The following is a 19327-nucleotide window of genomic DNA, read 5'->3' as shown; positions in this document are numbered from 1 at the left end:
ACTTCAACTTCATTACCTTACTGCCAACCTAGTGTGGCACCGTACTCATCTTGGTGGGCAAACAAAGGATGTGCTCTTGCCTCCTCTAAACTCAATACTGGCGTGACGCACACATCGTTGGATGCAAAAACCTGCTGCCAATGGCTTAAAGGCTGATTGGCAAAGGTATCGGCAACCACTTGTGCTGCCTCTTGGCTGCCCTTGGTATTGGGCATAATCCCACGCTGCCAATGCACATCTTTAAGCTCAGGCAATTCTAATATTTCACACAGCCCTTGCCAGAATTTTAGCTCTAGTGAACCCACCGCCATATGGCGATCATCGGAAGTTCTATACAACCGATAACAAGGTAATAAACCGCCTAAGAAATCCTGTTGCGGCTCTGGGTTTTTGCCAGAAAAGCTGGCAACCAGTTTTCCAGTCGCTTTTGGCATGACCAGATGCTGATACAAGCTGTGCGTCATACTGACCGCAACGTGGCGACCTTTCCCCGTACGCTGGGCTGCAAATACAGCCGCTAATAGAGCAATCACTGCCGTGTCACTGCCGCCTGCTAAGTCTGCAAACTGAACATTGGGCATTGCCTGCTCGCCATCTGCCGTCTTGAGCTGGTCAAGCACCCCGCTCATCGCCATAAAATTGATATCATGACCGGCTTTATGCGCCCAATCATGAGTGATGCCATCGCTATTAGCCATGCCATAGCCCGTAATCGATACCATGACCAGCTTTGGATTAATGGCATGCAAGGTTTTGGCATCAAGCCCCATACCTTCTAATACCTCAGGGCGAAAGCTATCGAGCATCACGTCGCTATCCTTGATTTGCGCTTTGATAGTCTCAATACCTTGCGAGTCACGAAAGTCAACTTTTAAAGTGGTTTTGCCATGATTAAGGGCAGTAAACAAATCCCCAAAAGCGCGGGCTGGATCGCCATTGAGTGGTTCAATCTTAATAATGTCCGCGCCTAAGTCCGCAAGCAATCTGGTCGCAAATGGCCCAGGCAGGTTGCGCGTCAAATCAACGACGCGCAGCCCTTGTAAGCAGTCTTTCATAGCATCTGCTCGATTAACCATCGATTCAGTCATCTGAGAAAACCTCGCCTTTTGCCGCCATTTCCACTAATAGCTGCGCAGGCTCAAAACGTGCGCCATATTTCTGTGCCAGCTCACGACTACGCGCGACAAATTTATCAACACCTACTGAGTTGATAAACTGTAGCGTCCCCCCTTGGTTTGGCGCAAAACCCCAACCAAAGATAGAGCCGATGTTGGCATCGGCCACCGTACGCACGACGTTTTCCTCATAGCATTTGGCAGTCTCATTGGCTTGCACGTAAAGCAAGCGGTCTACCAAGTCTTGCTGCGAGGGCTGCTCATCTGTCGTTGGATATAGTTCAGTGAGCTCAGTCCATAGATGTTTTTCACCATTCTCTGGATAATCATAAAAGCCTTTAGACACCTTTTTACCTTCGCGGCCAAATTCTTTGACCATTTTTTCTACTACTGACATCGCAGGATGCGGCGTAAAAGTCTTACCTTCTGCTTCCATTGCCTTTTTAGTCTGCTGCATCACGTGTAATGACAGGCTGAGTGACACCTCATCTTGTAATGCGAGCGGCGGCATCGGCATACCAGACTTCATACCAGCCACTTCAATACTGCGCGGGTGAATACCCTCGCCTAGCATGACGATACCTTCTGACACATAAGTGCCAAAAACACGCGATGTATAAAATCCGCGGCTGTCATTGACAACGATGGGCGTCTTGCCAATTTGACCAACATAATCAAAACCTTTTGCTAGCGTGGCATCGTCGGTTTTTTCACCAACGATAATCTCAACGAGTGGCATCTTATCAACCGGTGAGAAGAAATGTAGACCGATAAACTGGTTCGGGCGTTTGCTGGCTTTAGCAAGCTCAGTGATTGGCAAGGTTGAGGTGTTAGAAGCATAAACGGCAGTCTCTGGAATAACGTCTTCAGATTGTCGCGTACATTCTGCTTTAATATCTACATCTTCAAAAACAGCTTCGATGATTAAATCACAGCCTTCTAAATCATCATAAGACGTGGTGGTCTTGATAAGGTCTAATAATGCTTGTTTTTTGGCCTCTGTTGAACGTCCTCGGCTGATGGCTTTGTCTAGCAGCTTAGTAGAGTGGCTTTTGCCTTTTTCGGCACCTTCAATGGCCGTATCGAGCAATACCACTTCCATACCTGCTTTAGCTGAAACGTAAGCGATACCAGCGCCCATCATGCCAGCACCTAAAATACCGACTTTGCTGACTTTATATTTTTCAAACCCTTGCGGGCGTGATTGTCCTTTTTTAATGCTATTGAGCTGCGTCCAAAGGCTATTAATCATGTTTTTGGATACGTCTGATAACACGCAGGCGACAAAAAAACGCGACTCGATTTTAAGGCCGTTGTCGATATCGGTTAAGCAGCCTTCAAACACACTAGATAAAATATGGGTAATCGCAGGATAGTTGCCGTGGGATTTTTGATTGGCCATCGCTGGGGCCATAGAAAATACTTGCACCACTTTTGGATGATTGCTGTCACCGCCTGGGATTTTAAAGCCTTTTTTATCCCATGGTTGCTGCGCTTTTGGATTGTCATTAATCCACGCTTTTGCTTTACTGATAAGCTCGTCATTGTCATGAGCCACGTCATCGATAAAGCCAATTTCTAGCGCTTGCTGTGGACGCAGCACTTTACCTTGGGTCATCAGCTCAAGGGCTTTTTGAATACCAATCAAACGCGGTAGACGCTGCGTACCACCACCGCCGGGTAACAAGCCAAGCTTAACTTCTGGCAAACCAAGTTTGGTCTTAGGAGAGTCAATAGCGATGCGATAATGACAGGCTAGCGCCAGCTCTAAACCACCACCTAGTGCCGTACCAGTAATGGCAGCAACCACTGGTTTACCTGAAGTTTCAAGTTTACGCAGGCTAGTTTTTAAGTCCTCAACCAAGTCAAAGGCTTGCTCGGCCGTTTCAATAGTAGTCAATTGGTCAATATCTGCGCCAACCACAAAGGTTGATTTACCAGACGTTAGAATTAGGCCTTTTGCGTCTTGGTCATTGATAAAAGTATCCGTTATTGTAGCAAAGGCATCATTAAAGCCCTCTCCAATGACATTCATCTTACGCTCGGTTTGGTCGATAGTGACGGTGATAATTCCATTATCAGATTGGGCAGAAAAATTCTTTAATGCATTGATGGCATCTACGCTATTGGTGCTCATTTTAAATCCTTGTTAATCATCCATAATCATTTTTATAATCGTTTTTGCTAAATGTTTTTATACACGCTCAATGATAGTTGCAATCCCCATACCGCCGCCGACGCATAGCGTAACCATGGCGGTTTTTAAATCGCAGCGCTCAAGCTCATCAAGCACCGTCGTCATTAGCATCGCACCTGTTGCGCCGAGTGGGTGACCCATCGCAATCGCACCGCCATTAACATTGACTTTATCTAATGAAATACCAAAGTCGCTAGCGGTATTCATCGGAACAGCAGCAAAGGCTTCGTTTATCTCCCATAGGTCGATATCAGACGCTTGCATACCTGCTTTATCTAGCGCTTTTTTACAAGCTGGTGTCGGACCTGTCAGCATAATAGAAGGCTCTGAGCCAATGACCGCTGCCATAGTAATCTTCGCTCGTGGCTTAAGTCCAGCTTTGTCCCCAGCGGCCGCACTACCGATAAGACATATCGCAGCACCATCGACGATACCTGATGAGTTGCCAGCATGATGCACATGGTTTACTTTTTCAATCGTGGTGTATTTATCCAAAATAACGCTATCAAAACCCATCTGACCGGGCATAGCAAAAGACGGATTGAGCTTTGCTAAAGTGGCAACATCAGTATTTGGACGAATGGTTTCGTCTTTGTCTAATAGTAATAAACCATTAATATCCTTAACAGGCACCACTGATTTATCAAAATAGCCTTTTTCCCAAGCGGCGGCGGCTCTTCTATGTGACTCGGTGGCAAACTCATCAACATCGCTGCGGCTAAAGCCCTTTAGGGTTGCGATAGTATCAGCGCCAACCCCTTGTGGGACAAAACCTGTCGCATCATTAACGCGTGGATCCATATACCAAGCACCGCCATCTGAGCCCATCGGTACGCGGCTCATAGACTCAACGCCGCCTGCGACGACCATGTCTTCCATACCGGACATGACTTTGGCAGCAGCAAGGTTGATAGATTCAAGGCCTGAGGCGCAGTAGCGTGACAATGTCACCCCTGCTACACGTTGATCCCAGCCTGCATCGAGAGCAGCGATGCGAGCGATATCAGAGCCTTGCTCACCGACTGGCGTTACACAACCCAGCACGATATCATCGACGAGGCTGGTATCTAAGTGATAACGCTGCTGCATCTCTTTAAGTAGCGTACGTGTCAACCAAATCGGCGATGCTTGATGCAAAGCGCCATCCTTTTTTCCTTTACCACGTGGAGTGCGGATCGCATCATAGATATAAGCGGTCTGGGTCATAATAAATCCCTTTAATTTTTAAGTAGCTAGTTTTAAATAAGGAAGTGTTGAGAAGCGCGCATTCTGCTCACTCATAAGCGATTACATAAAGCGCGAGGCCAGCTCTTTCATGATTTCATTGGTGCCGCCGTAGATTTTTTGTACGCGAGCATCGGCATACATACGAGCGATTGGGTACTCTGACATATAACCGTAACCACCAAATAACTGTAAGCATTCATCCATCGTTTTACACTGTTTTTCTGTCACCCAGTACTTGATTAAGGATGCTTGCGCGGCGTCAAGCTTACCCTGTATTTGCGCCTCAACTGCTGAATCACATAAGGCTTTTACCGCTAAATAATCCGCTTGTACCTCAGCGAGCTTAAAGCGCGTGTTTTGGAATTGCCAAATTGGCTTGCCAAAGGCTTCACGCTCTTTGACATATTCAAGCGTCAGCTCTAATGCCAGTTTCATCGCGCCGCAGCCACTTAAAGCAATAATCAGGCGCTCTTGCGGCAGCTCTTGCATCATGTGTATAAAGCCGAGCCCCTCGACACCGCCTAGTACGTTTTTTTGTGGCACACGCACATTACTAAAGAAAAGCTCTGAAGTATCTTGTCCAGCAAGACCCGTCTTTTTTAGGTTACGGCCACGTGTAAAGCCTTCTAAATCGTCGGTCTCAACAAGAATCAGCGAGACGCCTTGTGCGCCCTTATCGCGGTCTGTCTTACAAGCTAATAGCACGATATTGGCATGCTGACCATTGGTAATAAAGGTTTTTGAACCATTAATGATATAGTCATCACCCTCTTTTATCGCATAAGTTTTGATGGCCTGCAGGTCAGAGCCCGTCGTCGGCTCAGTCATCGCAATAGCACCAATATATTCGCCCGTCGCCATCTTAGGCAACAATGATTTTTTTTGCTCTTCAGTTCCAAGCTTATAGATATATGGCGCCACGATACCTGAATGCACCATACCGCCATAACTGGCTCGGTTCGCCTGCGCCTGCGCCAAAAGAATCGCGGCTTCATGACCAAAATCACCGCCACCGCCGCCGTACTCCTCTGGTATTGACGCACATAAAAAGCCCATCTCGCCGGCCTCTTCCCAAGCCGCGCGGTCAATCATACCGTTCTCGCGCCACTGCTCGTCTTTGTCCTCCCAGCTTTGAAACATTTTTAGCGCACTGTCATATACCATTTCGTGTTCTTCAGTCATCCATTTTGCTGGAAATGCTTTGATACTCATACGGGTCATCCTTGACATAAATTAAAAAACATAAATTAAAAAACATAAATTAAAAAACATAAATTAAAAAACATAAATTAAAAAACATAAATTAAAAAATAATGAAATTGATACGATTAAAACTAACGTTTATTAAGAGTAATAGCTAATATACGGTAATTATAATTACCGTATATTTTAAGTCTCTAAAGTTATATATTTAACAACTCGCAAAAACATACTAAATTAACCAAAAGCTTTGTTCAATAAACTTGTATAAAATCATGCTTGGTAGATTTGACCACATACCTTAAGACTGTTCCTTATATTACATAAAAATAGGCTTGTTCGCAGCGATACGACAAGCCTCTTTTTATGGTATTTTCAAGGTTTTCAGAATGTATAAGACTAGGACGAACCTTTACTTAGATATCGTTGAGATATGCTGCATCAAGCGCATAACGGAATCTGGTAAACGAATAATCATATTAGGGTAAGTTAGCAAACCCAAGCTTAGCACACTCTTTCAAAGCACTTACTCTTTGATAATTTAAAAATAGTTCAACTTTAGAAGTTGCAGATTTATAATGCTACTTAAGCATGCGTTAAACCTTTATCAGCTCTTTATAGTCAGTCTTCTAGTTCAGAAAAATCGTATTCACGACGATTATAATAAGGGCTACCACAAACGAGCCGTGCTACTTCCGCCGGGCCTGCTTCGGGTTTGTAATGGAATTCTGGCATAAAACTATCCTATTATGAGTTCATATTAAGGTTATTAATAAGCAATTGATCTTCTTAAATTTTTTCAGGCTTATAATCAAACCCTTCTTCATCGTAAATCTGATAAGTCACGTCCAACAATATTTTTAATAGCTCTGATTTGTCAAAGTGTCTCACACTCATGACGATAGGCGAGGTTAAAAGCCCGTCCTCGAAAGGAATATAAGTCAATTCCTGACTCCGCAGATGCTCAAGCGTTTTTGGCACGATAGTCAAGCCCTCACCTGCTGCTACCAACCCTAAAGCAACATGCAGCTCACGTACCTCAGTAAAATAGTTTGCTTTTAGATTGCGTGCCTCAAACAACTCTAAGATATAGTCGATAAAACTAGGACGAGGTGCCATCGGATATAACAATAAGTTTTCATTGGTTAAATCCATTAAACGAATGCTCTTTTGCTTCTCTTGTGCCAAACGATGTTTAACAGGAACAGCTACAACTAAGCTCTCCTCTCTTAATAGTAATCGCCTAATAGAAGCGTCTTCGAATAATAACCTTCCATAACCAACATCTATTTTACCCTCTACCAAGCTTTGTGTTTGCTGCCAAGAGTTTAATTCATATAACTTAATTTCTATATTTGGATAGACCTCTCTGAAGCGCGCAATCACTTTTGGCAATATGCCATATAATATCGACGATACAAAACCTATAGAGAGTGAGTTGTCAAAATTACCCTTACGAAAAGTCATAGCACGCAGATCATCTGATTTTTTTATTATCTGCAGCGCATGATCATAAAAAAAGTCGCCAGCTTCTGTAAGTTTTAAAGGGCGATTGTCCCTATCAATGAGCGTGACGCCGATCTCTTCTTCCAACTGTTTTATCTGACGGCTCAGTGGGGGCTGTGAAATAAACAAACGCTCTGCTGCCTTATTAAAACTTTTTTCCTCTGCCACCGCTACAAAGTAGCGTAAATGTCTCAATTCCATTGAATGTTATTCCTTGAGTGATCTATAAGCTTATCGATACCTAAAGAACATAACATGGTGCGGGTTGGTTATCAAAATACCTAAAAGGTATTAATAATAGACTAAATAGGTCTTAGACATGTCGTTATACAGCAACTATAGTTCTTATTAAGCATAAGGAAGCAGCATTAACTTAATAGGGACTGTTATGATTCGTTCAATTAATACTTTATTGGTACCGATACCTACTATAAGGGCTCATAAGCTCGCTTGTACCGTTATGAACGAACAAGTTTTGGTGTTGGTGCACATTCAAACAGAAGATGGCTATGAAGGTTGGGGTGAAGCAACCACCATTGGCGGTCTAAGCTACGCAGAAGAAAGCCCTCATAGCATCAAAACTAATATCGATACCTACTTTACCCCTCTTTTATTAAAAGAGCAGCCGACTAGTCCAGCAAAAGCTATGCAGCTGCTAAGTCTTCATATCAATGGCAACCGCTTTGCAAAGTGTGCCATCGAAACTGCCCTACTCGACATTGAAGGTAAACGCCTAAACCTACCAGTAAGTGAGCTGATTGGTGGTCGTGTTCGTGACCGTATCGAAGTGGCTTGGACGCTTGCCAGCGGCAATACAGCGACCGATATCGCCGAAGCTAAGCGCATGATTGAGCAAAAGCGCCATCGCATTTTTAAATTAAAAATCGGTAGCAATCCGATTACTGATGATGTGGCCCACGTATTAGCCATAAAAGCAGCCTTGCCTAATTGCCGCATTACCGTTGATGTCAATCAGGCTTGGACAGAACTTGAGGCAATGCAAGGTATTAGCCTATTACAAGCTGGAGGCATTGATTTAATAGAACAACCTATATCAATGCGTAATAAAGCCGCTCTAAAACGTTTAACTGATCGCTTTGATGTGGCGATTATGGCGGATGAAATTGTCCAAGATCCTCAGAATGCCTTTCATTTAGCAGCAGATCATTATGCTGATGTCTTTGCGGTAAAAATTAATCAAGCAGGCGGATTGAGAGCAGCTTGTCTTATTGGACAAATGGCACATCTAGCAGGTATCGAGCTGTATGGCGGCACTATGCTTGAAGGGCCTATCGGTACGGTGGCCTCAGCTCATGTATTCTCAACCTATCCCAGTCTAAATTTTGACACCGAACTGTTTGGTCCGTTGTTATTAACCGAAGACGTTTTAGTACAGCCTCTTGATTATCAAAATTTTGGGTTAAATGTACCTACGGGCGCAGGTCTTGGTATCGAAGTAGATAGCGATAAAGTCTATCACTACGCCAAACAAGCAATCAATAATTCACTTAAATCATCGAAGCCGCAATTTGCCACTAATGCTCAAACTGAAATGCTGTAACAGCTAAAAAAATTACCCGTCATCAAATATAAGGAAATAATTATGTTATACCACGTCAGAATGGATGTCTTAATCCCAACAGATATGGACGCCGACAAGGTCAACGAGCTTAAAGCCACCGAAAAAGCGCTGTCACAAAAGCTCCAAGAGCAAGGTAAATGGCGTCATATTTGGCGTATAGCCGGTCAGTATTCTAACTTCAGCATTTTTGATGTTGAGAGTAATGAAGAGCTACACGACATTATGATGTCATTACCGCTCTATCCGTACATGAAGGTTGAAGTGACACCATTGTTACGTCATCCATCATCTGTGCGTAGTGATGACAGCTAAAGCAAGCCAGTACAGCTGATATCAGAATCTATAAAAATTTGAGTAAGAATACTCACTATAACAACCCCTTAACAAAACAGTCCTCAACAAGGAGAGAGACATGGAACGCAGCCAAATTGAAGCATTAGCTACGCAGTTCATCAAAGGTAAAATCGATTACCCAGAGCAAGTCAATCCACGCGTACAAGAGATTGTATTACGTATCGTAACCGACCTTATGCAAACCATTAATGACTTAAAAATCACTGCCGACGAATACTGGTCTGGGGTTGAGTTTATTGGCGATTTGGGCAAAGAAGCCGGTCTATTATCGCCAGGATTGGGTTTTGATCATTTTATGGATTTAATGATTGAAGAAGACCTAAAAGCAGCGGGGCTTGAAGGCGGTACACCCCGTACCATCGAAGGTCCCCTTTATGTAGCAGGCGCGCCAGAAGAGAAAGGCTTTGCTCGTCTCGATGATGGTAGCGAAGATGGTGAAGGCACTGTCTTATTTATGCAAGGTACGGTTTACGGCGAAGATGGCCAGCCACTGCCACATGCAAAAGTTGAAGCATGGCATGCCAATAGCTTGGGCAATTACTCTTTCTTTGATGAGTCGCAGTCAGAATTTAATTTACGCCGAACCATTATCGCTGACGAAAACGGCAATTATGCCTTCCGCAGTATCGTACCACTAGGCTATTCAGTACCACCAGAAGGTATGACACAAAAAGTATTGGGCGCGCTAGGTCGTCATGGTCATCGCCCAGCTCATGTTCATTTTTTCGCCAGTGCCGACGGGCATCGTAAATTGACCACACAAATTAACATCGATGGCGATGAGTACTTATGGGATGACTTTGCCTTTGCAAGTCGCGAAGGCTTAGTGCCAGAAATCACTATGATCGACGAGGCTGACAAGCTTAAAGAAAAAGGTCTCGATAAACCATATGCCAGTATCGATTTCGACTTTCATTTAGTAAAAGATATCGACCAAAACGTCCAAGGCAGTGAAGTCGAACGTCGCCGTGCCCAAGGTTAATCGGGGCTTGTTATTGGATATTAGTAGTTTATAAATATGAAATCTCTACGTTTGGTACGTCCCAAGCTGCCGTATCAAGCGTAACACTGAATCTCATTTAACACCGTTATTATACAAGGAAGGCAGCCATGAGCCAGCGTATCAATCTAGTACCTGAAGGATCAGACATCACTATTGATGATTTTTTAGAAGAAAACAGCGAAAAAGGGATTTATCGCCTGCATCGTAGCGCCTTCACTAACGAAGAGTTGTTCGAGCTTGAGATGAAGTACATCTTCGAAAACAATTGGGTGTATTTGGCTCATGAGTCTCAAGTTCCTGATAACAACGACTACTACACCTCATACATTGGCCGTCAGCCCGTCATTCTTGCCCGCAATAAAGAAGGCGATTTGCACTGCATGATTAATTCATGCTCACACCGCGGCGCACAGCTCTGCCGTCATAAGAAAGGCAATAAAGCCACTTACACCTGCCCATTCCACGGTTGGACCTTTAACAACTCAGGCAAGCTGCTTAAAGTTAAAGACCCAAGACATGCAGGCTATCCAGAATGCTTCAATAAAGAAGGCTCACACGACTTAAAACAAGTGAAGATGGCTAATTATAAAGGCTTTATCTTTGCCAGCTTAAATGATGATGTTCAGCCAATCGCAGACTGGCTTGGTGGCTCTACCAAAATTCTTGACATGATTGTCAATCAATCGCCAGAAGGTCTAGAAGTGTTACGCGGCACCTCAACCTATACCTTTGATGGTAACTGGAAGCTGCAAGCTGAAAACGGTGCCGACGGCTATCACGTATCAGCCGTCCATTGGAACTACGCTGCGACAACTGCGCGCCGTAAAGAAGCTGAAGCTGTCAAAGAAGACAATATCAAAGCCATGAACGCTGGCAAATGGGGTCGACAAGGCGGTGGGTTTTATTCTTTTGAAAACGGTCACATGCTGTTATGGACACAGTGGGAAAACCCACAAGACCGTCCAAACTACGCTTATCGCGATGAGTATGTCGCCAGCTACGGTGAAGCCATGGCGGACTGGATGATTGAACGCTCACGTAACTTATGCCTATATCCAAACGTCTACATCATGGATCAGTTCGGCTCACAAATTCGTATGCTCCGCCCTATCGCGGTTGACAAAACTGAAGTTAGCATCTGGTGTATCGCACCAAAAGGCGAAAGCGATGAGTCACGTGCACGCCGTATCCGTCAGTATGAAGATTTCTTTAACGTTACTGGTATGGCAACCCCTGATGACTTAGAAGAGTTCCGCTCATGCCAAGAAGGTTATAACGGTATCAAGCTTGAATGGAATGATATGTGCCGAGGCTCCGAGCACTGGATTCAAGGTGCAGATGAAGGCGCTGCCGCTATTGACCTCAAACCTTTAATGAGTGGTGTTAAGACTGAAGATGAAGGACTATATACCGTCCAACATCGCTACTGGCATGAAGAGATGAAAAAAGCTCTAGAGCAAGAGCAGCAGCTACACGGTGCTAATAGCGACTAATACATTTTTTATTATTACTCTGCTATTTATTGTAGAACTGACAAAAAATAAGGATATCAATCATGAAAAATGCAACGGTTAACATTGAAGACATTAGACAGTTTCTATACCGTGAAGCGCGTTTATTGGATGAGAAAAAATGGGAAGAATGGCTCACTTATTACGATGAAGACTGCCCTTTCTGGATGCCAAGTTGGGATGATGATGGTCAGCTCATCAGCGACCCACAACGAGAAATCTCGCTGATTTATTATCCGGATCGCCGTGGTCTTGAAGATCGTATCTTCCGCATCGAGACTGAGCGCTCATCAGCGACCATTCCTGATACGCGCACCACGCACAATTTATCGAATATTGAACTACTCGAAGACAATGACGGTATTGTGACGGTGCGTTTCAACTGGATCAACAAGTCCTTTCGCTATCACGAGACCAATACCTATTGGGGTTACTCTCAGTACAAAATAGACATGACTCAAGACCAACCAAAAATTTTGGATAAGTATGTGGTCTTAAAAGACGACTATGTGCATCAAATCATGGACGTCTATCACGTCTAATCATTATTCACTCATTATTTAGCCACTAGCTTTTAATTAATACGTGTTGAAAAGGGATATTTCTCATGGAATATAATATTGCTCTACAGTTCGAAGACGGCGTCACAGGCTTCATCAAATGTGAAGCCGACGAAACCGTCGCCGAAGCCGCTTATCGTCAAAAATTTAATATCCCTGTGGATTGCCTTGATGGTGCTTGCGGTACTTGCCGTTGCCATTGTGAATCTGGCAGCTACGACATGCACCCTGATATGTATATCGAAGATGCACTGACAGAAGCTGAAGCCGCTGAAGGTTATGTACTCACCTGCCAGATGATTCCAGAAAGCGACTGCGTGATCAAAGTACCAACCTCCTCTGAAGCCTGTAAAGTTGGTAAATCTACTTTTAAAGGTAAATTACAGCAACTCAATGTGTTGTCTGAATCTACCATTCATTTTGGTATTGATATTGACAACTCAGATGCCTTGGTGTTTCTTCCAGGTCAATACGTCAACATCAACATTCCTAACTCCAACGAAACGCGCTCTTACTCATTTAGCTCTGTACCCAATGCCAAGCAGGCTGAGTTCGTCGTTCGTAATATTCCTAACGGTAAGATGAGTACTTTTTTATCTGACATCGCTGAAATTGGCCAAGATATGGATTTCGAAGGCCCATTTGGTAGCTTTTATCTACGTCCTCTTGTTCGTCCGACATTATTCCTAGCAGGTGGTACCGGTATTGCGCCTTTTCTATCGATGCTAAAAAGCTTAGAGATGTCTGGTGCTCACCATCCTGTCAGGATGGTCTACGGCGTCACCAACGACTTTGATCTTATAGAAGTTCAGAAACTAGAAGAAGTCAAACAAAACCACCCTTGGTTTGACTACCGCACCTGTGTCGCCACTGAAGACAGCCAGCATGAGCGTAAAGGCTATGTTACCGGTCATGTTGATAACGAGTGGCTGAACGATGGTGACGTCGATGTCTACTTGTGTGGTCCGTTAGGGATGGTAGATGCTGTGAGTAATTGGTTAGATAGCAGCAACCTAAAACCAAGTAATTTTTATTATGAGAAATTCACACCTAGTGAGCAATAATAGAACCTAAAGGCATCCCTTTAGTAGCAGAGCATGAGCAAGTTTTTAGGAGACTGTCATGAGTAAAAGATTTGATAATAAGGTATGTATCGTTACTGGTGCCGCCCAAGGCATCGGACGCGGAGTCGCTTTACGCTTGGCAAGTGAAGGCGGAAAAATCGTCATGGCAGACTTTTCTCCATTAGTAGAAGAGGTGCTAGCTGAAATCATCACTAACGGTGGGGATGCAGTTACTATTCAAGCTGACCTTGAAACGCATCAGGGTGCTAAAGAAGCTATCGACAAGGCAATAGATACTTACGGGAGAATTGATGTTTTGGTCAATAATGTCGGCGGCGCGATATGGATGAAACCTTTTACCAGCTTTTCTGAAGCAGAGATTCAAAAGGAAGTCAGTCGCTCATTATTTCCAACATTATGGTGTTGCCATGCTGTTTTACCAACCATGGTCAAACAGCAGTCAGGCACTATTGTTAATGTGTCCTCTATCGCTACTCGCGGTATCAACCGCATACCCTATTCGACAGCAAAAGGCGGCGTGAATGCCTTGACCGCATCGCTCGCTTTTGAGTATGCAAACGATGGTATACGCGTGAATGCAGTGGCAACTGGCGGTACTGAAGCGCCGCCCAGAAAGATTCCACGTAATACCAAACCATTAACTGATGATGAAAAATCATGGATGAATGCGGTGGTTGACCAGACTATTGATCGCACTTTTATGAAGCGCTACGGCACCATCGACGAACAGGTGAATGCTATTGCGTTTCTGGCCTCTGATGAGTCTTCTTATATCACTGGTAGCACCATTCCTGTGGGCGGTGGCGACGAAGGCTAATAATTAATCTGCCAATAAATAGCATGAACCTGAATTTGTCATCCCAAACTGTTAATCCCATGACAAATGCTAATTTGCAAGGAAGCAATATGGCCTCTGTAATCCAAACCTTAAAAAGCGATTGGTCGCTCTCCGCCTCGGTTGCAGGGTTCTTAGCGGTTCTTATTTCTTATGCGGGTCCTTTGATTATTTTTTTTCAGGCCGCACAAGCCGCACAAGTTTCAGATGCCATGATGGCGTCTTGGATTTGGGGTGTCTCCATCGGTGCGGCTATTTCTGGTATATATTTGTCTATTAAATATAAAACACCGGTTATTACAGCATGGTCCGCCCCTGGTACCGCTTTACTGGTTACCCTATTTCCACAGATGAGTATTAATGAAGCTGTTGCCGGTTATATCATCTCAGCGATTGTCATATTTATCGTGGGGGCAACAGGTTACTTCGACAAAATATTAAAATGGATTCCTAACGGTATCGCCGCTGGCATGATGGCAGGGATTCTATTTCAATTCGGCTTAGAATTATTTAAAGCCACTGATAGCATGCCATTTATCGTCTTTAGCATGCTCGGTTGCTATTTATTAGCCAAACGCTTTTCGCCGCGCTATACGATGATTTGGGTACTACTGTGCGGTGTTATCTTAAGCGTCTTACTTGGCAAAATGAACCCTGTCAATTTCGATTTAGCTATCACTATACCTACTTTTATTGCCCCTGAATGGTCGTGGAACTCAACGTTTAACCTCGCTATACCACTCATCCTTGTGAGCTTAACTGGTCAATTCTTACCCGGTATGGCTATTTTAAATCTTAGCGGTTACGACACGCCAGCCAAGCCTATTGTGAGTGTTACAAGCCTCGCCTCGTTAGCAGTTGCATGTGTTGGTGGTATCACTATCGTACTTGCCGCTATCACAGCCGCGCTTTGTACTGGCAAAGATGCGCATGAACTTAAGGAAAAGCGCTATATCGCAGGTGTCGCTAATGGCATCTTCTATTTATTTGGCGGTTTATTTGCTGGCAGTATCGTGATGGTATTTAGCTTGCTTCCAAAAGAGCTTGTCGCGGCACTGGCCGGCCTTGCATTAATCGGTGCCATTTCTGCCAATATCACCATTGCTATGAAAAATGATGAGCAAAGAGATGCAGCGTTAATTACCTTTTTGGCGACAGCATCGGGTATGAGCTTTTTGGGATTAAGCTCTGTTTTTTGGGGCATTCTTATTGGCATGATTGCTCACTATATTCTGACCAAAAAACGCCTACTACCAACATCATCTATCTCATTAACGACCTCTAATAATGAAGCCAATTAAGAGCAAGTCTCTTACGAAAAAAATTAAGTAGTGTCAGAGCAATGAGTCCAACCCATGTACCACTTATTAATTTTAAAGACACTACCTCATATGACTTTTTATAGGATATAAACATGATTAACAAAGCAGAGAAAAATATCACTGACGTACTTAGTCAAATCAAAGATGGCGCCACCATCATGATTGGTGGCTTTGGCACAGCGGGTCAACCCGCTGAACTCATTGATGGACTTATTAATTTAGGCGTAAAGGATTTGGTCATCATTAATAATAATGCCGGTAATGGCGATCACGGCCTTGCCAAGCTCTTAAAAACAGGTGCTGTGCGTAAAATCATTTGTTCTTTCCCGCGTCAATCGGATTCTTGGGTATTTGATGAGCTTTATCATGCTGGCAAGATTGAGCTGGAGCTAGTACCACAGGGTAATTTGGCTTGCCGTATTCAAGCAGCAGGTATGGGACTCGGTGCGGTATATACGCCCACAGGCTTTGGTACTTTACTCGCAGAAGGTAAGGAAACTCGAGAAATCGATGGTAAAGACTATGTTCTTGAATATCCGATCAAGGCTGATTTTGCTTTAATCAAAGCTTCTAGAGGCGATCGCTGGGGCAATTTAGTCTACCGCAAGTCTGCGCGTAACTTTGGTCCTATCATGGCAATGGCGGCTGATATTACTATCGCCCAAGTCTCCGAAACGGTTGAGCTTGGCGCGCTTGATCCTGAGCACGTTATTACGCCGGGTATCTTTGTGCAGCATGTGGTGCAAATTCAGCCTGCTAGCACTGAATCTGCTAGCGCTTAACTTTCTAGCACAGCTACTACAGCCACCGCTTAATACTGCCAACTATAAGGAGCGTCATCATGAGCCATACTTCCTACACCGTTTTGACCCGCGATCAAATCGCCGAGCGTGCTGCACAAGATATTCCAGATGGTGCCTATGTCAATTTAGGCATCGGACTACCGACCAAAATTGCCCAATACCTACCGGATGATAAAGATGTATTTTTGCATTCAGAAAACGGCTTATTAGCTTTTGGGCCACCACCTGCCAAAGGTGAAGAGGATCCCGAGCTGATTAATGCCGGAAAAGAGTACGTCACAATGCTCGATGGCGGCAGCTTCTTTCATCATGGCGACTCTTTTGCCATGATGCGCGGAGGTCATCTTGATATCTGCGTACTAGGTGCATTTCAAGTGGCTGAAAATGGTGATCTAGCCAATTGGAGCACCGGTGCGACAGATGCAATACCGGCTGTTGGCGGCGCTATGGATTTAGCCGTCGGTGCCAAAAAAGTCTTTGTGATGACCAATCACACCACCAAGACTGGCGACCCTAAAATCGTTAGCAAGCTTACCTACCCTGTGACTGGCAAAAACTGTGTTGATCGTATTTATACTGACTTATGTGTCATTGATGTCACTGATAAAGGTTTAGCCGTCACTGAAATGGTCGATGGCTTAAGCTTTGCGGACTTACAAGCATTGACGGGTGCGACGCTAATTGATGCTACAAATTCAAAATAATAAAAAGGACAAGGATGATGACTGATTCAATCACTGGTTTAAATGATGCTTATATTATCGATGCCATTCGCACCCCTTTTGGACGCTACGGCGGCGCTCTAGCACAGATACGCGCTGACGATTTGGGAGCTATCCCTATCAAGGCGTTAATGGAACGTAATGCCAATGTCGATTGGGTACAAGTAGATGACGTTATTTACGGCTGTGCTAATCAGAGCGGTGAAGACAATCGCAACGTCGGGCGTATGTCATCGTTACTAGCTGGCTTACCTTATCAAGTGCCTGCCACTACCGTGAATCGCTTATGCGGCTCGTCAATGGATGCGTTAGCGATAGCGGCACGCGCCATCAAAGCCGGTGAAGCTGATTTGATTATCGCAGGTGGCGTTGAGAGCATGAGCCGTGCGCCATTGGTAATGGGTAAAGCAAATAAACCCTTTGATCGTAGTCAAACGCTTGAAGATACAACCATGGGCTGGCGCTTTATCAATCCAAAGCTTGACGAATTGTATGGCACGGAGACCATGCCGCAAACTGCTGAAAATGTCGCAGAACAATTCAATATCAATCGCGCTGACCAAGATGCTTTTGCCCTACGTAGTCAACAACGGACCGCAGCGGCGCAAAAGGCAGGGTTTTTCAAAGATGAGATTACTCCAGTCAGCATCCCGCAACGCAAAGGCGAGCCTATCACTGTCGATACCGATGAACACCCTCGCGCTGATACCACGCTTGAGAAGTTGACCAAACTGCGCCCTATCGTCACCTCAGATGGCACCGTGACGGCTGGCAATGCGTCAGGTATCAATGATGGCGCAGCGGCTTTTTTAGTGGCATCAGAGCAAGCGGTGAAAAAGTTCAATCTAAAACCGCGTGCACGTATTGTGGCCTCAACTACGGTAGGCGTTGAGCCACGTATTATGGGCTTTGCTCCAGCACCAGCGATAAAAAAACTACTGGTAAAAACTGGACTGTCACTTGATGAGATGGATGTCATTGAATTAAACGAAGCCTTTGCCGCTCAAGCTCTCGCTTGTACGCGTGACTTAGGGTTAGCTGATGACAGCGCGCGCGTCAACCCTAATGGTGGTGCCATTGCCCTTGGTCATCCACTCGGTGCCTCAGGCGCACGTTTAATTTTAACAGCACTCAATCAACTTGAGAAAACTGATAAGCGTTATGCTATTTGCTCGATGTGTATTGGGGTTGGACAAGGCATTGCGATGATTATTGAACGGGTTGTCAACGATTAGATAGTGCTATTCATAAATATCGCTCAAACCACCCACCATTACTACTGCAATGACATTACCATGATTAAAAAGGATAATAATGATGCCCATATTTGACAACAAAGACGTTGCCCTAAACTATGCCACTTTTGGCGATAGCAGCAATCCTGCTCTGATATTTTCTAACTCTTTGGGCACTAGCTATCATATGTGGCAGCCGCAAATCGATGCCTTACAAAACGATTACTTTATTATCTGCTACGATACCCGTGGCCATGGTAAATCTTCCGCACCAAAAGGCCCTTATCGTTTAGATCAGCTTGGACAAGACGTTATTGATTTGCTTGATTATCTAAACATCGATAAAGCGTCTTTTTGTGGCATCTCTATGGGCGGAATGACGGGTCAATGGTTAGCTATCAATTACCCTGACCGCTTCCATCACTTAATGCTTTGCAATACCGCCGCGAAGATTGGCAATGAGGATGCTTGGGTAGATCGGGCAAAATTGGTACGTGAGAAAGGATTAGAACCTATTGCATCGACAGCTGCTTCGCGTTGGTTTACAGCAAGTTTTATCGATGATTATCCAGATGTAGTTAAAGCATTATCTGACGCTCTCGTAGCTGGCAGTAGCGAGGGTTATGCCAGCTGCTGCGAGGCATTATCTGACGCTGATACACGTGAACAGCTAAAAGATATCCGCGTGCCAGTTACGGTGGTTGCAGGTTCTAAAGATCCAGTGACGACGGTTGCCGATGGTCAATATATGGTCGAACACATCCCTAATGCTAAGCTTGCGACTATCGATGCTTCACATATTTCAAATATTGAACAGCCTGACGTGTTCAATCAATTAATCAAACAATATTTTCATGACTAATAGAGTTACGGATACCATCAGATTTTTTAGTAATAAAAAAATAGTCTAACAAATAAGAGCTTAAATCTTTCATTTGGTTTAAGAAAAGCACCTGCATATCTAAAGGATATGTAGGTGCTTTTCTCTTTTACCACATGTCACCGCCCTTTATTAAGTTACGTCAAAATCTATACTTTATAGGTATAAATTAATACTCAGATGGTTTTTG

General features: G+C 44.3%; 17 protein-coding genes. 12 read left to right on the top strand and 5 right to left on the bottom strand.

The genetic code is table 11. The features are described 5' to 3' along the window. Positions 1–17: 17 nt before the first annotated feature. The 5 genes from RAH45_RS05265 to RAH45_RS05245 form a co-directional block, all read right to left on the bottom strand. Positions 18–1076, bottom strand: a complete 1059-nt coding sequence (locus RAH45_RS05265) for a CaiB/BaiF CoA transferase family protein (RefSeq protein ID WP_373429185.1) — start codon at positions 1074–1076, stop codon at positions 18–20. Positions 1077–1080: 4 nt separating this feature from the next. Continuing rightward, positions 1081–3252 (bottom strand): 3-hydroxyacyl-CoA dehydrogenase NAD-binding domain-containing protein, encoded by a 2172-nt coding sequence (locus RAH45_RS05260; protein WP_306495727.1) that lies wholly within the window; start codon positions 3250–3252, stop codon positions 1081–1083. 57 nt (positions 3253–3309) lie between these two features. Then, entirely contained in the window at positions 3310–4518 is a 1209-nt protein-coding gene (locus RAH45_RS05255) for an acetyl-CoA C-acetyltransferase (protein WP_306495726.1), read from the bottom strand. A gap of 81 nt (positions 4519–4599) precedes the next feature. Continuing rightward, positions 4600–5751 (bottom strand): acyl-CoA dehydrogenase family protein, encoded by a 1152-nt coding sequence (locus tag RAH45_RS05250; RefSeq protein WP_306495724.1) that lies wholly within the window; start codon positions 5749–5751, stop codon positions 4600–4602. Between the two features lie 777 nt (positions 5752–6528). Beyond that, the gene (locus RAH45_RS05245) at positions 6529–7446 is read right to left on the bottom strand and encodes a LysR family transcriptional regulator (RefSeq protein ID WP_306495723.1); all 918 of its coding nucleotides are present in this window, start codon (positions 7444–7446) and stop codon (positions 6529–6531) included. A gap of 187 nt (positions 7447–7633) precedes the next feature. Here RAH45_RS05245 and RAH45_RS05240 point away from each other — a divergent pair, with 187 nt between their 5' ends. The 12 genes from RAH45_RS05240 (at position 7634) to pcaD (ending at position 19119) form a co-directional block, all read left to right on the top strand. Further along, the gene (locus RAH45_RS05240; RefSeq protein WP_201589114.1) at positions 7634–8806 is read left to right on the top strand and encodes a muconate/chloromuconate family cycloisomerase; all 1173 of its coding nucleotides are present in this window, start codon (positions 7634–7636) and stop codon (positions 8804–8806) included. A gap of 42 nt (positions 8807–8848) precedes the next feature. Next, positions 8849–9139 carry a muconolactone Delta-isomerase gene (gene catC, locus RAH45_RS05235; protein WP_011513602.1) on the top strand — a complete coding sequence of 97 codons (291 nt, stop codon included), beginning with the start codon at positions 8849–8851 and terminating at the stop codon, positions 9137–9139. A 100-nt stretch (positions 9140–9239) separates the two neighbouring features. After that, the gene (gene catA / locus RAH45_RS05230; RefSeq protein ID WP_306495722.1) at positions 9240–10163 is read left to right on the top strand and encodes a catechol 1,2-dioxygenase; all 924 of its coding nucleotides are present in this window, start codon (positions 9240–9242) and stop codon (positions 10161–10163) included. Positions 10164–10291: 128 nt separating this feature from the next. Next, the gene (benA, locus tag RAH45_RS05225) at positions 10292–11677 is read left to right on the top strand and encodes a benzoate 1,2-dioxygenase large subunit (RefSeq protein WP_306495720.1); all 1386 of its coding nucleotides are present in this window, start codon (positions 10292–10294) and stop codon (positions 11675–11677) included. A 62-nt stretch (positions 11678–11739) separates the two neighbouring features. Beyond that, a complete protein-coding gene (gene benB, locus RAH45_RS05220; protein WP_020443471.1) occupies positions 11740–12237 on the top strand; it encodes a benzoate 1,2-dioxygenase small subunit in 498 nt (165 codons plus the stop codon). 65 nt (positions 12238–12302) lie between these two features. Further along, entirely contained in the window at positions 12303–13319 is a 1017-nt protein-coding gene (gene benC / locus RAH45_RS05215; protein WP_305935363.1) for a benzoate 1,2-dioxygenase electron transfer component BenC, read from the top strand. Positions 13320–13377: 58 nt separating this feature from the next. Then, complete coding sequence (locus tag RAH45_RS05210; protein WP_306495717.1) at positions 13378–14157, top strand: 1,6-dihydroxycyclohexa-2,4-diene-1-carboxylate dehydrogenase; 780 nt, start codon at positions 13378–13380, stop codon at positions 14155–14157. 89 nt (positions 14158–14246) lie between these two features. Then, positions 14247–15476, top strand: a complete 1230-nt coding sequence (gene benE / locus RAH45_RS05205; protein WP_198328154.1) for a benzoate/H(+) symporter BenE — start codon at positions 14247–14249, stop codon at positions 15474–15476. Positions 15477–15589: 113 nt separating this feature from the next. Then, complete coding sequence (locus tag RAH45_RS05200; protein WP_198328155.1) at positions 15590–16279, top strand: 3-oxoacid CoA-transferase subunit A; 690 nt, start codon at positions 15590–15592, stop codon at positions 16277–16279. Between the two features lie 59 nt (positions 16280–16338). Further along, complete coding sequence (locus RAH45_RS05195; RefSeq protein WP_144296331.1) at positions 16339–17004, top strand: 3-oxoacid CoA-transferase subunit B; 666 nt, start codon at positions 16339–16341, stop codon at positions 17002–17004. A 17-nt stretch (positions 17005–17021) separates the two neighbouring features. Further along, positions 17022–18257 (top strand): 3-oxoadipyl-CoA thiolase, encoded by a 1236-nt coding sequence (pcaF, locus tag RAH45_RS05190; protein WP_201589658.1) that lies wholly within the window; start codon positions 17022–17024, stop codon positions 18255–18257. Between the two features lie 82 nt (positions 18258–18339). After that, positions 18340–19119: a 3-oxoadipate enol-lactonase gene (gene pcaD, locus RAH45_RS05185; RefSeq protein ID WP_102076543.1), complete on the top strand. Its 780-nt coding sequence runs from the start codon at positions 18340–18342 to the stop codon at positions 19117–19119. Positions 19120–19327 lie beyond the last annotated feature (208 nt).

The sequence above is a fragment of the Psychrobacter sp. van23A genome (assembly GCF_030845275.1).
Classification (GTDB): domain Bacteria; phylum Pseudomonadota; class Gammaproteobacteria; order Pseudomonadales; family Moraxellaceae; genus Psychrobacter; species Psychrobacter faecalis.
Note: the sequence above shows the minus strand (reverse complement) of the source record. Positions and strands in the feature narration are given on the sequence as shown.

Excerpts from the sequence above, each read along its gene's own strand:
- RAH45_RS05265 (WP_373429185.1), bottom strand. The coding sequence starts at position 1,076 with ATGGTTAATCGAGCAGATGCTATGAAAGACTGCTTACAAGGGCTGCGC.
- RAH45_RS05260 (WP_306495727.1), bottom strand. The coding sequence starts at position 3,252 with ATGAGCACCAATAGCGTAGATGCCATCAATGCATTAAAGAATTTTTCT.
- RAH45_RS05255 (WP_306495726.1), bottom strand. The coding sequence starts at position 4,518 with ATGACCCAGACCGCTTATATCTATGATGCGATCCGCACTCCACGTGGT.
- RAH45_RS05250 (WP_306495724.1), bottom strand. The coding sequence starts at position 5,751 with ATGAGTATCAAAGCATTTCCAGCAAAATGGATGACTGAAGAACACGAA.
- RAH45_RS05245 (WP_306495723.1), bottom strand. The coding sequence starts at position 7,446 with ATGGAATTGAGACATTTACGCTACTTTGTAGCGGTGGCAGAGGAAAAA.
- RAH45_RS05240 (WP_201589114.1), top strand. The coding sequence starts at position 7,634 with ATGATTCGTTCAATTAATACTTTATTGGTACCGATACCTACTATAAGG.
- catC (WP_011513602.1), top strand. The coding sequence starts at position 8,849 with ATGTTATACCACGTCAGAATGGATGTCTTAATCCCAACAGATATGGAC.
- catA (WP_306495722.1), top strand. The coding sequence starts at position 9,240 with ATGGAACGCAGCCAAATTGAAGCATTAGCTACGCAGTTCATCAAAGGT.
- benA (WP_306495720.1), top strand. The coding sequence starts at position 10,292 with ATGAGCCAGCGTATCAATCTAGTACCTGAAGGATCAGACATCACTATT.
- benB (WP_020443471.1), top strand. The coding sequence starts at position 11,740 with ATGAAAAATGCAACGGTTAACATTGAAGACATTAGACAGTTTCTATAC.
- benC (WP_305935363.1), top strand. The coding sequence starts at position 12,303 with ATGGAATATAATATTGCTCTACAGTTCGAAGACGGCGTCACAGGCTTC.
- RAH45_RS05210 (WP_306495717.1), top strand. The coding sequence starts at position 13,378 with ATGAGTAAAAGATTTGATAATAAGGTATGTATCGTTACTGGTGCCGCC.
- benE (WP_198328154.1), top strand. The coding sequence starts at position 14,247 with ATGGCCTCTGTAATCCAAACCTTAAAAAGCGATTGGTCGCTCTCCGCC.
- RAH45_RS05200 (WP_198328155.1), top strand. The coding sequence starts at position 15,590 with ATGATTAACAAAGCAGAGAAAAATATCACTGACGTACTTAGTCAAATC.
- RAH45_RS05195 (WP_144296331.1), top strand. The coding sequence starts at position 16,339 with ATGAGCCATACTTCCTACACCGTTTTGACCCGCGATCAAATCGCCGAG.
- pcaF (WP_201589658.1), top strand. The coding sequence starts at position 17,022 with ATGACTGATTCAATCACTGGTTTAAATGATGCTTATATTATCGATGCC.
- pcaD (WP_102076543.1), top strand. The coding sequence starts at position 18,340 with ATGCCCATATTTGACAACAAAGACGTTGCCCTAAACTATGCCACTTTT.